Annotated in this window: 22 protein-coding genes; all 22 read right to left on the reverse strand. The window is 46.2% G+C overall.

All coding sequences use genetic code 11. From position 1 onward, the window contains the following. Window positions 1–14: 14 nt before the first annotated feature. Complete coding sequence (locus tag JET16_RS05205) at window positions 15–260, reverse strand: hypothetical protein (protein ID WP_199615040.1); 246 nt, start codon at window positions 258–260, stop codon at window positions 15–17. A gap of 184 nt (window positions 261–444) precedes the next feature. Beyond that, window positions 445–2,385, reverse strand: coding sequence for a portal protein (locus JET16_RS05210; RefSeq protein WP_199614658.1), 1,941 nt, complete (start codon window positions 2,383–2,385; stop codon window positions 445–447). Between the two features lie 73 nt (window positions 2,386–2,458). Then, window positions 2,459–2,644, reverse strand: coding sequence for a hypothetical protein (locus JET16_RS05215; RefSeq protein WP_199614660.1), 186 nt, complete (start codon window positions 2,642–2,644; stop codon window positions 2,459–2,461). Between the two features lie 27 nt (window positions 2,645–2,671). Further along, on the reverse strand, window positions 2,672–2,935 hold the full coding sequence (locus tag JET16_RS05220; protein WP_199614662.1) for a hypothetical protein: 264 nt from the start codon (window positions 2,933–2,935) through the stop codon (window positions 2,672–2,674). Beyond that, complete coding sequence (locus JET16_RS05225; RefSeq protein WP_199614664.1) at window positions 2,932–3,123, reverse strand: hypothetical protein; 192 nt, start codon at window positions 3,121–3,123, stop codon at window positions 2,932–2,934. The genes JET16_RS05220 and JET16_RS05225 overlap by 4 nt, the downstream gene beginning before the upstream one ends. A gap of 1 nt (window position 3,124) precedes the next feature. Next, window positions 3,125–4,849 (reverse strand): DNA packaging protein, encoded by a 1,725-nt coding sequence (locus tag JET16_RS05230; protein ID WP_199614666.1) that lies wholly within the window; start codon window positions 4,847–4,849, stop codon window positions 3,125–3,127. After that, the gene (locus JET16_RS05235) at window positions 4,846–5,220 is read right to left on the reverse strand and encodes a terminase small subunit (RefSeq protein WP_199614668.1); all 375 of its coding nucleotides are present in this window, start codon (window positions 5,218–5,220) and stop codon (window positions 4,846–4,848) included. The genes JET16_RS05230 and JET16_RS05235 overlap by 4 nt, the downstream gene beginning before the upstream one ends. Before the next feature lie 113 nt (window positions 5,221–5,333). Then, window positions 5,334–5,504, reverse strand: a complete 171-nt coding sequence (locus JET16_RS05240) for a hypothetical protein (RefSeq protein WP_199614670.1) — start codon at window positions 5,502–5,504, stop codon at window positions 5,334–5,336. A gap of 450 nt (window positions 5,505–5,954) precedes the next feature. Next, a complete protein-coding gene (locus JET16_RS05245; protein ID WP_199614672.1) occupies window positions 5,955–6,386 on the reverse strand; it encodes a sigma-70 family RNA polymerase sigma factor in 432 nt (143 codons plus the stop codon). Window positions 6,387–6,541: 155 nt separating this feature from the next. Next, window positions 6,542–6,715 (reverse strand): hypothetical protein, encoded by a 174-nt coding sequence (locus JET16_RS05250; RefSeq protein ID WP_199614674.1) that lies wholly within the window; start codon window positions 6,713–6,715, stop codon window positions 6,542–6,544. 272 nt (window positions 6,716–6,987) lie between these two features. Then, window positions 6,988–7,170: a hypothetical protein gene (locus JET16_RS05255; RefSeq protein ID WP_199614676.1), complete on the reverse strand. Its 183-nt coding sequence runs from the start codon at window positions 7,168–7,170 to the stop codon at window positions 6,988–6,990. A 2-nt stretch (window positions 7,171–7,172) separates the two neighbouring features. Further along, window positions 7,173–8,198 carry a hypothetical protein gene (locus JET16_RS05260; RefSeq protein ID WP_199614678.1) on the reverse strand — a complete coding sequence of 342 codons (1,026 nt, stop codon included), beginning with the start codon at window positions 8,196–8,198 and terminating at the stop codon, window positions 7,173–7,175. Window positions 8,199–8,327: 129 nt separating this feature from the next. Next, window positions 8,328–8,549 carry a hypothetical protein gene (locus tag JET16_RS05265; protein ID WP_199614680.1) on the reverse strand — a complete coding sequence of 74 codons (222 nt, stop codon included), beginning with the start codon at window positions 8,547–8,549 and terminating at the stop codon, window positions 8,328–8,330. A 94-nt stretch (window positions 8,550–8,643) separates the two neighbouring features. After that, window positions 8,644–9,009, reverse strand: a complete 366-nt coding sequence (locus tag JET16_RS05270; RefSeq protein WP_199614681.1) for a RusA family crossover junction endodeoxyribonuclease — start codon at window positions 9,007–9,009, stop codon at window positions 8,644–8,646. 165 nt (window positions 9,010–9,174) lie between these two features. Further along, complete coding sequence (locus JET16_RS05275) at window positions 9,175–9,324, reverse strand: hypothetical protein (protein ID WP_199614682.1); 150 nt, start codon at window positions 9,322–9,324, stop codon at window positions 9,175–9,177. Window positions 9,325–9,393: 69 nt separating this feature from the next. Beyond that, a complete protein-coding gene (locus JET16_RS05280; protein ID WP_199614683.1) occupies window positions 9,394–9,663 on the reverse strand; it encodes a DUF3850 domain-containing protein in 270 nt (89 codons plus the stop codon). Window positions 9,664–9,892: 229 nt separating this feature from the next. Further along, window positions 9,893–10,063 (reverse strand): hypothetical protein, encoded by a 171-nt coding sequence (locus tag JET16_RS05285; protein ID WP_199614684.1) that lies wholly within the window; start codon window positions 10,061–10,063, stop codon window positions 9,893–9,895. Then, window positions 10,060–10,986 carry a DNA cytosine methyltransferase gene (locus JET16_RS05290; RefSeq protein ID WP_199614685.1) on the reverse strand — a complete coding sequence of 309 codons (927 nt, stop codon included), beginning with the start codon at window positions 10,984–10,986 and terminating at the stop codon, window positions 10,060–10,062. Before JET16_RS05290 ends, JET16_RS05285 begins: the two co-directional genes overlap by 4 nt. A gap of 117 nt (window positions 10,987–11,103) precedes the next feature. Further along, complete coding sequence (locus JET16_RS05295) at window positions 11,104–11,271, reverse strand: hypothetical protein (RefSeq protein WP_199614686.1); 168 nt, start codon at window positions 11,269–11,271, stop codon at window positions 11,104–11,106. Continuing rightward, window positions 11,268–12,017: an ATP-binding protein gene (locus JET16_RS05300; protein WP_199614687.1), complete on the reverse strand. Its 750-nt coding sequence runs from the start codon at window positions 12,015–12,017 to the stop codon at window positions 11,268–11,270. The genes JET16_RS05295 and JET16_RS05300 overlap by 4 nt, the downstream gene beginning before the upstream one ends. A gap of 31 nt (window positions 12,018–12,048) precedes the next feature. After that, a complete protein-coding gene (locus JET16_RS05305; RefSeq protein ID WP_199614689.1) occupies window positions 12,049–12,897 on the reverse strand; it encodes a replication protein in 849 nt (282 codons plus the stop codon). A gap of 296 nt (window positions 12,898–13,193) precedes the next feature. After that, window positions 13,194–13,847 (reverse strand): hypothetical protein, encoded by a 654-nt coding sequence (locus JET16_RS05310; protein ID WP_199614690.1) that lies wholly within the window; start codon window positions 13,845–13,847, stop codon window positions 13,194–13,196. Between the last annotated feature and the right edge of the window lie 69 nt (window positions 13,848–13,916).

The following is a 13,916-nucleotide window of genomic DNA, read 5'->3' on the forward strand; positions in this document are numbered from 1 at the left end:
GGTATCACCGCCTTTCAATCGTCTTCATTCAAAAATTCCCTAGTAATCATAAGCTTGGCAAATTCTATCATCCCAAGCACCTCGACATAGCTAAGTTCATCAGGGTTGGTGTAATCGACACTTCCGTCAATCACGTCTATTTCGATGATGAACTGCTTTTTAAGGCTTGCAACTTCACTCATCGATACCACCCGCCATTCAAATGTTCTCTCAGCTTGTGCGTCTTCGCCTTCGGTGCCCACTTCCCGCATCGTCCACACATCACGCCTCCGTTGTGGTACAATCCTGCGGCTTCACAGCATACCGTGATCGGGAGTCCTCGGGCCATTTTGTTAAAGTCCTGCCCATGCATGGATTGATTCTTTAAAAAAGTCATTGCCAATCGATCATTGCTGATCGCATGACGCCAAAATCGCTCCTCCTGCGGTGTCATTTCACGATGCATTACATCCCACCTCCTTGAATGAGGTTAAGAGGCGGCGCACCTTGAGGCATAGGAGGCATTCCGGGTGGTCCCATTGGCGGAGCCATACCCGGAGGGAGTGCGGGAGGCATCATTTGCTGCATCCGCTTTTCAATGGCTTCGTCCGATTCTAGCGTTATGCCAATGCGATCACGTAAGAAATTCCTGATATCCTGCCATGTAATAATCGGTTTCCCTTCGATTTCCTTACCTACCCAATCCGCCAGAGTTTGATAGATAAATGCGGTATCGTTCGGCATGCCGTTACCCATCGTGAGTTTGAAGTCGAATTGAGCATCCCGGGTCATCGGCTTTTCAATCTGACGTTTTACCGTCATCGTCTCGATCTCGCTTTCCGGATCCAGCGGGTCAACGGGCATTTCCTTGAAATCGTCAATTTCCTCAATGTCCGTAAGCTGTTTTAACGTGTCCTCGCCTTCTAGCGGTTCAAGCACCGGAACCAAACGAGGCACTTCACGGAGTTTGCGCGGGTCTACAAAGCTGTAATCCGGCTTTTCTCCATCAATGCGGATCCACATTTCTTCATCCCAGTTGTCCATGATCTCATCGAACAGGAGTTCAAGGACCTCAGACCATCCGGATTTGAACATTTCAGCCTTATGCATGACACCTTTTTGCCCCGCTTGCTGTAGCGCCATGATCGCCGCCGCTGCGGTCACTTGTCCGGGCTTCTCACCTCTGTTTACATCAGGACGACCGGATATAATGTTAGCCTCTTCAAACGCCTTCTCGCGGCGCATAGGCACGTCAGACGCTACGTTCTGAGGTGGTACAGGCGTAAACGCGTTATGATCGCGCATCGGTATACGCAATCCAGGAGCATTCGTCCATTTGCGGAAGTCGAATCCTCTGCCGGCGCCCATGCCAACGACCATTTGCGGGTTACCTGCAAGCCTTGCGCTCATCCGGATTTGATCGTCCAGTTCGTTGATCAAGTCTTGAGTGGGAATGAGCATTTCCACGTCACCTTGACCCCATGCCGTACCACGTTGGATGTAGCAAGGAATCATCACGAACGGGAATTTGTTGCGCCGTTGCAGTTTCTTCGCCTCTCCCCGTGCGTTCTTTTTCTGTTTGAGCACTTCCCGGCTATCTTCAAGCACAATGTGATTGGCTACATGGACGCAATACACTTCGCCGTTCTCGTCGCGCATATAGCACTCAAGCAATAGCGCCTTTTGGCTTGTAACCGTGGATACCTCGTCCGCCATCGCATCTTCAAACGTATCCTCCGGGTTGTAAGGGACCGATACCTCGCGGTTGACGAATTTGCCCCACTTCGGGAACGTCTTACGAAACCATGACAGAGGACGCGGCACCGCATGAATAAAAAACTCCCCTTCTTGAACCAAGTGGGGAGCGGATATTTTCGGATCCGGGAACGCATTGGCGGGACTGATCGGTTCAAACTTCGGCAATCCTCGGCCCTCTAAATCATCCTCATCGAACCATACTTTGATGATCGTTGTGCCAAGTTCCAACCGGTCATGCTCGGATACGTTCAATTTCGTCTTAAACCGGTTGCGATACAGCACCATCTCCATCATATTTCGAACTTGTTCCGCAAACATATCGTCTGACGGTTCCCAACCGTGAGCCTCGGCGCTGAATGGCTTGTCTACCAGGTCTGCAATTTGGCTCTCGATGATGGGATGGATGATGTTTGTTACGCTCCCTGGATGCTCTTCGTTCTGTTTCGGGTTCTGCCGGTTGTGTTTATAGTCGTCGCATTTGCGCCACAGGTTGAATAGGTCCAGTTGTGACTTTGCCTCGTATGACGTGCGGAACAGTTCTTGAACGCGCTTGGCGAGTTTTTCTTGCTCTGATGATTGGATCTCGTCCTTTTCCTCTCGTCCCTTCTCATCGGCTATGTCAATTGGCTTGTCATCCACTTTTGCCATGGTGTCACCTCCTACACAAAATATAAAAAGCCCACCTATAGCGGTTAGGCTATGATTGAGCAACGGAATTCAGCTAACATCTTTTTATCACACACCCTAATGCACCAACCAATACATGTTCGGGAACTGAAACAGGCATTCCATTTTCTTCAATGTACAACTCCCAGTCCCCATTCTTAGTGTTCAAGCGTATTGCAATGTCTAATACTCCTTCTCCCGGATCAACATTATCAAATTCTGCTATAAACTTTTTATCCATGTATTCTTTCTCCCTCGGGAATCTTGATTATTGCCTTGCGTTAAACGTGTCCCATGCGCTAGGAGGCGGTTTCTGCCTCGATAACTCCGCTTCATGGGACATGATGTTGTTTTGGTGTTGTAGCTGCTGTATGATCTCATCCTGCTGATCGATGTACTTCTTTGCTTCTTCCAACGTCTTGGCGGTGTCTTGTGCGTCACGATAAGTAAACGCTACTTTCCACCCCCAATAAAAAGCCCCTGCCGCTATGGCAAGGGTGAGGGTTAAGCATATGAAAAGGGTTAGGATCATATCGTATCACCTGCGATGTTGCTTAATGCAAGAATCAAGTTTGTACGTGCCAAAATGTAATTCGATTTAATCAAGTAATGATCTTTCGCCAATTGTTCAGGTGAGAGTTTTCGTTCCAATTTACCCATATTATTTATCTCATTAGCCAAATCCGTTATCTCTTTCTCAATAATTTCTTTAAAACTCATCCTACCATCCCGCCTTTCTGAACCATTCTCCGTCATCGTGTTTCTCGTCCTCGATCTCGCTGATATGCCTTACGCCACCGCCAGGTTGGACGATGAACGTCTGTTTCGTTTCCGGTGCCCTGGATACCGTCGCGACAATTTGCGAGTGTACAGGCGTTGCAAATTGATCCATGACGTACAAGTCGATTGCTGCCGCCATGACGATATCGTCATAACATCCTTGCTGTGCGTTCGTCTTTCCATCATCCTCAATTACGTATGTCAAGCACTCTTCGATGAACTTCCGGCTTTTTATCTTCAACCGGCGCTCACGTATGCATTTAGCTAGGTGATCAATGGCGAGTCTCTTCGTTTGCTCGCTTGTATACCATCCAATTTCCTGCTTTACTTCGTCCGTGAGCTTGTTATGCGATGTACGCTTGTACAAGTTCCAGTAATCCGGCTTTAGTTTATTAATGACCGTTAGACCGTGGTTGTTTTCCTCAATGGTCAACAACGCTTCGTTGTACCACATGCCTAAATTGAACAAATCCCCGGCAAATAAATCCGGGTCCGTCTTGCCGTGCCACAATGCATCCAACGAGTATCTATTGCTAAACACTGGAGCTGCGCTGTTATCTCCGGTCGCTAGTCCCTTGGATACGTCAGCACCGATGTAATACTCATACTTTTGTGGTTCCTCCCACACTTCCAACGGACCGTGCTTATCCTCGATAAACTGTATGCGACTCCCTACACGCTCGAGATAGCCTCTCTTGCCGTCTTCGCATTGTTGGAGATATTCCATCAACACTTGAACGTCAAAACGCGGCCTACCGGATACTAGGAACGCCTCCATGTCATTCGATGGATACTCCTGTTTAAATAATTCCGGATCACCACCGCAATTGTTCGCTATACACCAACGTCTCCAAACTAACTGTTCATCCTCTAGGTTGTACTTCCGCTTTAGTTCTTGTTCCTCCGGTGTGAGTGTGAATCCATCCGGCACCGCCATACGGTAGTTTGGTTCCTCGAACCATGCAAAGAAGAGTGGTACAAAGTCGCTCTCGCCGTTTTTCGCACGCTGCCATTGATCATAAAAATATCCACCTACGCCGTTCGCGGTGGATTCGAGGATAACCATGGTATTCGGTGTGTTCGGTACAGCTTGCATAAGGGACAACATCGCTTTTTCGGCATCATCCCAAAACGCAACCTCGGAAGCGTGGAGATTGTGAATCGTTGCCGACCGTCCTGCGTCCGTGTTCTTTGCGGTGCTGATCTTGATTCGTGAGCGTAATCCAGGATTCTGCTGTTTATCGTGTGCGTCTGTTGTCGGATTCTCAAACACGATTTCTTTGCTGTTCGAGTTTTTCCGCATCGGCTTTAACTCATTTGGCAGCTCGTCGTAAAACACTTTGCTCATGTTGAACAAGTTGGTTGAGGCTGCCTCTTCATGGGCAACAATCAAACTGTTGGTCAGCTTATTCATGCTCGTTGCGTGAAATATACGGCCTTCTGTGTATGTCGAAGCTCCACCTTGCCGGTATTTGAGTATGATGATTCGTACCGGCTTGCTTTCTGCCTTCAATCGCTCGATGGTACTGTCAATCTTTCGTTGCATGGTGTTAAGGGAGAAGTCGATTAACTTCCCATCTTTCGAGCGAATCTTTAACAGGCGTGGAGCATAGTAACTGAAATCGTCACGTAGTTGTTTTAATTTATCCAATGTCGATTGATTCATGATATTTGATCTAACAGCTTTTCAACTGTCAGGCTTCCTTCAAGTTTAACTTTGTCCGTGAACATGCCGTAATGCTTACCTACGCTATCCAAAGCACTCTTTGCCACGGCAGGATCAACCGTTATGTTGTCCTCGATAATCTTTTTGTACTTCTCAAGTACCCATTTCACGCTCATTCCTGACTCTTCTTGAATCTTTTCTTGCCGATTAGCAATTTCTGCCTGAATGTTAGCATTTGTTAGCAGACGGCTAGCATTTGCCCTTGCAGTATCCTCGTTACACTTATAACCGGCACGCAAATAAGCAGCCGCCGCATTCATATCAATCATGTACTCGTCAACGAATCGCATGTGCTTATCCGACAATGCCATAAACTCACCACCTATTCATCAGTATTCATCGAAATATGCATTCAACCTCGGGATTCGGAGCATATTTCTGCATAATCATGCAACTTATAAAATAAATAGCACCCGTTAAGGTGCTATTTCTTATCCTCGTATTCCTTCAGTAGCCTTGATACATCTTGTTCTGCGAGTTCTGCACTTTGGAAATTCTTTGAATACAAAATTGCTTTTGTTTCTTTGTCCCTCACGTATGAGGTATGTCCAGTCGGACCATAATATGATCCAATTTCATATTTGCTTTCTTCCACCCTCTCACCTCCCCCTGACTATCTTGCCACAGGAAGGATTTCCCTGCAATTACATATGCGCTATAATCCAACAGATTGCACTGATGATATAAAACGCTGTAGCACTTAGTATCGCTATCAATCCTTGTCTTGCTTGTTTCATCTTCCCGTAATATACCTCTAATGTCATATGTCCTAAAGTGATGTACATGAGGAGTACTATGTTGTATAGATCATTGATATTCATGATCCGGCCTCCGCTTCGCTGAGCGGATTCGGTCGCTACGATGGCGGCTGATGCCGCATAAAAACGATAAGCCCACCGACACAGAGCATAGTGCGGTTTCCCGCGTGTCGTGGGCTTATTCGCTTCCGGTTGTCCGGCATGGATCAACTTAATATAATTATATGTCGTAAATTGCAATAAGTCTGTAGCCTACTGTTCCTTGTTTTTTACAGTTTCAAATATTTCTATCCTATTCTCAATCGTTTGGTTCGCATGGATATTTTACGTATCCACTCATAGCTGTATCCTAATTCCTCTGCGATGTCGTTGAGTTTCTTACGCTCCACATCACGCATAATCGCCACTCTATATTCAAGCACGCTCATTTTACTGATTACCTGCTCCATGCGCTTCTTAGCTTCACGCTTGAGACTGAGAATGTCCTGAACTTCCTCTATGCTCTCGTCAATCTGAGTGATCCTGTCCCATTCCTTAGCGAAGTTGATTACTTGCATTCCTGCGCCTGGCATTCCTTCATAACTCGCGCACAGTTTCGTTTGCGGTGCTTTAAGCAACGGTTTCAGCAGTTTAAACCTTTCCGTCTTCAAATCGTCTAGCCGTATTTCCCACAGTTCAATTTCCTTGCATAAGTCTCTGTAGCTTTCTAGTTTGTCCATGCCGGGTCAATCCTCCTTATATCACTTTAAATTTGCTCTTACCGCATTTTTTGCACTGGTAAAGTTTAAATTTACCCCTTCCCAAATCATACAGTCGCTCACCTAAATATTCGTACTCGTGTTTGCAAAACAAACGTTTGATTATCCACATATCATCACCCTTTCTCACATTGCGGGCATGGATCGTAAACACCTTCTTTGACTTCTTCGTTTTCATCCACCCACGTAAATTCCACGCGTTTGAATCCTCCGCATAGCCAACAGGATTCTTCGTTCCATCCTTCCGGCTTTACCTGCATGTGGCCCTCGTAACGATGTACGTAGTTCATATCATCACCTCGCGGAGTTAACCACCTTATCCCACATCATTTTTATGTCGATTTCCGAGTATTCATTGCCATTATGCTCATATGTTTTATTGCATTCATTGCATCTGAATCTCTCGATGTTTTTTGATTTGTAGCGCATAAATACATGAAACGACTCCGATCCGCAACTGCATACGTATTTGATTTTTGATTCGTACGGATTTCCCTGTAACACATTGATAAATGTCATCTTCATATCATCACCCTTATAGAAAGAGGCGCTAGTGCGCCCCTCACTGAATCCCTTCGAGTTCTTCCAACAATTCCTGTGTGCGCTCCCCATTTTCATATCGGGTAATAGCTTGTGCGATTAACGTTGCACCAAATGCACCTGTTGGAATCTTCTTGTATTCTTCAAGCATAAAGCGGGCATTCTCTATTGCGTCTTCCCAACGTTTTTTCAATTCTTCGTCCACGCTCACACCGCCTCTGGTAAATTCGCATGTTTTTCAATCCTTGCTACTCTTTGCGCGAGTTCTTCGAATTCTTCTCTCGTGACAGGGCCAGCATTCGTATCTGCCGTTCCTTCTCCTCCGACAGTCTCTTGCTCTCCATTTCCGAGTATTCCATCCACTCCGCCAAACTCAACTTGCGGCGGTTCGACTTGAAAGGTTACAGGTTCGGCCACAGCTTCCGAACTATCGCTTGCAGGAAGTTCCACTTGGGCTTGACGAAATCGCTCTGCAACTTCGGCTGCCTCCTGAGCATCAACGAGTCTGTATTTGCCTTTCTCCAAGAAAGGTACAGCTCTTTCCTCACCAGTTTCCGCCAAGATGACGCGGAATTGTTTACCCAACATGTCCGCCTGTTCCATCAACGTTACCGGGATGAGACTTGCTCTGATTTGTGCCGCAAGCTCTTTCGTGTCTTGCAGATTGGTTACCTTGTATGCGTTACGTGCGCCGACTGCGATTTCTTTGCGGAGGTCGTCCACCTGATCATTCAAGCGCTCAACCTCGGCCCGTGCTTCTTCCAATTGTGCGAATGCGTTATCCCGATATTGAATCGCTTGATCGCGTTCAAGTTTGGCTTGATAACTCTCGTCCTTTAACGCGGATATGATTCCTTCTTGCTCCTTCAACTCGTCTCGTAGTCGCTTGCTTTCTAGCTGTTCACTCTGGATTTGCTTCGAGAATCCATCTGCTTGGTCAGCAATTTGATTCTTGAACCAAATGCTCACCAACTGATACTGTGCTTCTCCGGCAAAAAGACTCCTAAGTGGCAAACCCTCAATCTCTACCGCGTCCCATGTGTTAACCACGGCTTCAACCGATTGCTGTACCCGTTCCTCATGCTGCTGATTCTGCTGAATCTCCCATTCCTTCTCGCTCAATTGGTTCATGAGTAAGTTTCGACGGTCAATGTCGTCCTGAGATAGCGTCTCTTTCCCGTTGATCTCGTCGATTTCTTCCCGCAACTTTTCGATTTGTTCAAATACGCTCATTGTTTAACCTCCGTTTATTAATTTATTTACAAATGTGTTATATCCTGATCTATTTACCTATAATTATACACTATAATCTCATTACAAACTAGTAAAAAACGTTGATTTTATGCGGTTTTTACGTATTCTTTACGCTAATTCTTTAATTAATTTATCTACCCATTTTCTTTGAACATCGTCAGAAGCCGTAAATTCGCCTCTCGCGGCCTGTGTCATTAGACCATCTATTACCCCTATCAAAACTTTTTCACGGCTGTGGTAGCCTTCTAAGAGCTTCAGGACGTGCGTACGAGATACAACAGGATTCTTTCCCTCCAAAATGGCTCGTTCGAGTTCGTATACTTCGATCATAGTAACCACCTCCCGATATTAATTATCACAATCCATAGCAATGAACTGAAGACACAGCCGTTAAACATTCCTCTTGCTGTATCCAGGTCGTCGTTCATGCGATTTCCTCGTTGACTTCGATAATCTCGATTTCTACCCTCGGCTCTAACTTATCGATTTCGAATCGATGCGTGATATTTCGGATTTCAGACCAACCGTCATTTTTGATCTTTCCTGCCTTTTGTAATCCATCCAGGATGAATTTTACGCCCGCCATGATGTTGTCTTTATCCTTTCGCTTATTCGGGCAATACCATGTGATGGTTAGGTCTGCGGTTTGGATAGGTTGCAAGTTCTGTGCATGCCATGCCACGTAGTGCGTGGAATTCTCTTTCATCTCGCGATAGTTGTTCCAGTGTCCTTTTGCGGCGTCTATGATTTCGTTAAGGCTTGGTAGGGTTCCGGGTATAATTATTTTCACTTTCGGCCACCGTCCTTAATTTGCTGAGAACATAGTCAAATGCTTCTGTAACCCCTTCGTTCCAGTACTTTGTTTCATCACTTACAGCGTTCTTCGATCGTTTCAAGTGATGCTGATGTTTTTTGTCAAAGTCCTCTATCACTTCTTGAATCTTCTCTACCGGTATCATATCGCCCTATACCCCGCCGCAATCAACGGCTTAAAATTCACGTTAAGCAGTACCGACCTAAGCGTTATCATTTGTTCTGTTGTTACCGGATCACCGTATGGTCTGCCTTTGTAATAAGCTTGATAGCGGCGTTTAGCTCTTTTCATGGGTTATACCCTCCTTCGGCTTCCGGGGCTACGCCCCTAAGTATTTCGGTCGATTCGAAGTCTTCAAAATCAAATATCGAAATCTAGAAGATGAATCGACATTGCTATATAACCATCGGGTAGCCACGGTGAACCTTTGAGAATGTGTGATACCTGCACTTCTGCCCAAGCACCTGTATACTCTTCATGATGCGGTTGATACTCTTTCAGGATAAGAGTATCGCCAACGGCGTAACCTCTATCATCCAGTCGAATTTCCACCATTTTTCTAAGCATTTTGTTCGGCCTAATCACATCACGGAAGTGTACCGGCCACGTTTTTAGTTCATGAATTGCCATTCTTCCTCTTCCCCTCCTTATACCGCCTTAGTTGATCATCTCTGATTCGTTTATTCTCTGCTGCGGTTGCTCTCATCGTTTCTGCTTTGATATCTCTTGCGCTCATCATGCGTTCTTGCTCATCTGGTGGATACTCGCTGATGTGTCTTATGATGATCTCTCCATGTGGTTTGGGTCCGATGTCATGTGGAAGGCGAACATTTACGGATAACATGGGATATCAACTCCTTTATTCGGCTTGGGCTGATTCGGTCGAATCGGTGGCGGCTTGCGCCGCGTCAAGGTCAAACCTTTCCAAAACGTCGTGGATTTTTGCGAGACTTCCACCGATAATGTATTTTCGAGTCACAATTTCGCGAATTTCGAGTAATGCCTGTAAGTACTCCGTCTCTTTACTCATGCGCTCATCTCCTTCAACATGTCATCGATTTGCTTTATTGCTGCTAAGATGGGATAGATTTGCTGTGGGACAACTGCATTTCCGAGGGCTTTAAGTCTGTCCACCCGATGGGGAATCCCATTAGCCACTCGACCCACGTCGGGTTCAACTGTCCAGATACCGCCGTGCTTAAAGCTGTCCCACCTTGTGCGTATTTGTTCTTCCTGTACCCCGTATCGTCCGCCACCGGGGTAGGCCACAACTTCACCACGTCGTTCAAATTCGGACTCCATCCTTGTCTGATCTTCCGTTGAGCTCTCGGTCCGTTGGGATCGTCCCCCGAACGATAGTCTCTCGCTTGCGGTGTCGGAAACATTTGTCGTAACAGGTATCCTGGTATCGAGTCCCGTTCTTTCTGTGAAGGTGGTAGTGTGCTGTTCTTCGAATCTTGCGCTGTTGGCGTTGGCAACAATGAATACTCTGTCTCGTCGATGTCGGGCATCGACGGCACAAGCCGGTATAATAAACGGTTGCGCGGTGTACCCGATGTTTCCCAAGTCAGATAACACATCGTCGAGCCCCAGTGTGACGTGCCCAGCAACATTTTCACCAACAAACCAACGGGGCTTGATGGTTTCAATAAGTCTGCGTACCTCCGGCCAGAGGTGACGGTCATCATTCTCGCCTTCTCGCTTCCCGGCATGACTAAAAGGCTGGCAAGGGTATCCTCCGTGAATAAGGTCAATTGTTCCGATTCCATCCTCTATCAACCTCTCTTTCGTAAGTGTGCATACATCGTCGTATATGGGAACGTGGGGCCAATGTTTATTTAGCACCTTCTGACAAAACGGCTCCCGTTCGCAAAATGCCACTGTCTCAATGCCGGCCCATTCACCTGCTAGATCAATTCCGCCTATTCCGCTAAAGAGGCTTAATGCCTTCATTCCCTCGCCTCCTGTATTCTCATGCTCCGTTACCTCTGCGGTTTTCCGTTTCGTTGTTACATTCCCATTCCAACCGTTTGTTGAGTATCCTGATTGTTTTCTCTATGGATTTTCTGATTAGGGGGTCTCTTTCGTTTTCAAGACGTTTCTCCCAAATTGCGATATCTCTTCCAAGTTGCAACGCTTTGGCGTAGTCCATGCCACTTCACCCCACCAGTAATCTTTTTCCCACTCGATGGTTTCTTGGATTTTTCTGCATAGTTCTTCGTAATCAATATCACTCATGCCGTTTTCCCCTTCTTCTTGCGGTCGCGTCGGTCAGGTCCAATCATTTCTACCAGCCGAGCTTGTCCGTTGATTCGACTTGCGATTTTACCGCCGTTCTTCGGTAGCAATTGGTGGATGCGCCCCACTGCGTAATTGCTCGTCATGATTGTGATTTTCTTGTCGTTCACCCTATGGTCTAAAATGCTGAATAACTTTCCTTCGGACCAATCCGTGTACGGTGCCGTGAACATGTCGTCGATCATCAGCACCGGTACTCTGTAATACCGTTCCAATACGTCCCATTCGTTATCGTCGCTGCCTTTGCTGTATGTAGCCTTGATGTCCCCGAACAACTTTTCTTCGTCCACGTAAATCCCCGGTATCTTCCGATGAGCCAGAGCGTTAGCGATACATTGCATGAGGTACGTCTTCCCTGTCCCATATGCGCTGTAATCGCGCCCTGTTTTGTCACTGAGTTCTTTTGCTCGTTTCTCGTCTCCGAATATGTACAACCATTGTCCGATTTCCTTGTATTTCTCGATGTGACGTACAAAGTCGGCTGCGATTTCGAAATGAGGCCGGTTGTCTTGATCCGTTTCGGCTGTAGTGAATAAGTGCTTCTTCTCTTCCGTACTGAATGTTTCCGTTGGGTTGTACCGCTTAAACATCTTGTCGTACTGGCATTCGCACGGAACGACCGTTGCGACTTGGTAAGGGATGAGTTTGCCGTTGTAGTGGTAATTTTCATCCTCTACCCATCGCATAGAGTTGACCGTCCCGGTGTCCTGACACTTTTCACAAAGATAAGAGGCTCGGTGTTCCTTCGTAGTTCCCTGCATAGGGATCGGATTCGCTTGAATACGGCTTTTGATGTCCTGGAGTGCCGCGCCCATATTCTGCATTGTTACCCCTCCTTTGCTTTCTGTATGTTTCGAATGGGTTGTTCTCGGTGATGAACTTGACCACGTTCTTGTCGTTCATAAAATCCAATAGCGACCATTTGTATGACCAGAAATATAATTCCGAAGTGAGGATCGTATGATAGTTGCTTATAGCCTCTTGAAGTTCCTCGACCGAATAATCATCCAACCGTGCGTTTATTGCGCTTTTCATTCGGTCTGAGAGATTTCGGTGTTTCATAATCCCTTTTGAGTTCCAAAATTCGAAAATGGTATATATATGTTTTGTTTTTAAAGTTGTCTTTTGTATATCTTGGTTGTCTGTTTCACCAATGGTTCCATTGTCTATTTCACCAATGCTGGCATTGACTGTTTCACCAACGTTGGTGGAATCACCATTGTCTATTTCACCAATGGTTGTTTCACCAATGGTTTCGAAAATCCACTCGTCATAGTTCTTGTTGAATTGGATAATCCGGTATGCGCCGTTTTTGATTTTTTGCGTGATAACCTTACGTTCTTCTAGCTTGGTTATCTCTCGTTGGAGTTGGCGCTTATCGCAGCCGGTCGCTTCTGAGATGAATTTGAGGGAAAGAGGGTGCTCTTTCCGGTTGAATCCGTATGTATACCGCCATACCACGAATAGCACCCTGTATTGTGTCGGGCTGAGTTTGATCCTTGCCATGGCCTCAAGGATTTCGTCAGCAAGCTTTGTAAATCCATGCTCCGGTTGTACATCGGCCACGGATCACGCCCCCTTTTTCAAAAATCTTCTCTTCCACCAAGCAAGATATATCTTTTCAGGAAGTAGCATCCATAGTTTCATGCTTTCCCTCCCTGATCTGTCGTAATGTTTCTGATGCGATATGATTAGCGTATCCGGGTACTACAGCTTGCTCGATTCGCTTAAGCTGCTCTACGACATATTCATGTTCTTTCACGTAATTAGAGAGCCATATCGGGGCCATGCGTCTGATCCATTCGGAATAGTGGATGCGGTCTTTTATGTCTCCGTGGTAGCCTTCTAAGGCTCGTTTAATGTCATGTATCATGGGTTTCACCTTCTTTGATGAATCTCAGAAATGTTTGGGCAATCTTGATGCACTCGTTATATTCGCCAATGTACTCCCACGCTTCGCCGTCTGGTCGAATATTTTCTTTTGTTGCGACTATTTTCTTTGCCGCTTCCACCGCTTGATTTAGTTTTTCATTAAGCAGTGCGTTTTCCCGTTGTACTGCTTCGCTGATCGCTTTCCAACTTCCATCTTCCGCTTCCTTCTCTGCGAGACGCTTATTGAGCTTCTCTATCAGTCGTAGTTCTTCGTCGTATGCTTTGTCGATGAGTGCTAACTTGGTGAGAAGTTGGCGGTACGACTCAACCAATCCCTGTATCCTTGCGCCCATTCTAGTGTCCTGAAATAATGCCGTTTTCATAAGGATTTCGACTGCTTCTAAATCAATCTCTTTTACATCTACGTCCGCTGCCTCTTCTAACTCGCACTTCAAGTTGTATGCATCGTACTCCGAAGCATCTTCTACCGTTACGTCCGTGAGAAGGTCGAATGTGCCGGATTCGATATGTTCCTTCACTCGCAAGTAGGAAAGTCTATTTGCCTTCAAGTGACGTAACGTTTCCCGATCATCAGCTTCCTTTTGTAACCACTCCAACAACTTCGCTTTGTCTATATAGGTCATGCCCTAACCCCTCCGTATCCCCATGCTTTAACATCTGCAAATGCTTTAGATGGGCTTGTGTCAATCGTG

This window comes from Paenibacillus alkalitolerans (assembly GCF_016482785.1).
In the GTDB taxonomy this organism is placed as follows: domain Bacteria; phylum Bacillota; class Bacilli; order Paenibacillales; family YIM-B00363; genus Paenibacillus_AE; species Paenibacillus_AE alkalitolerans.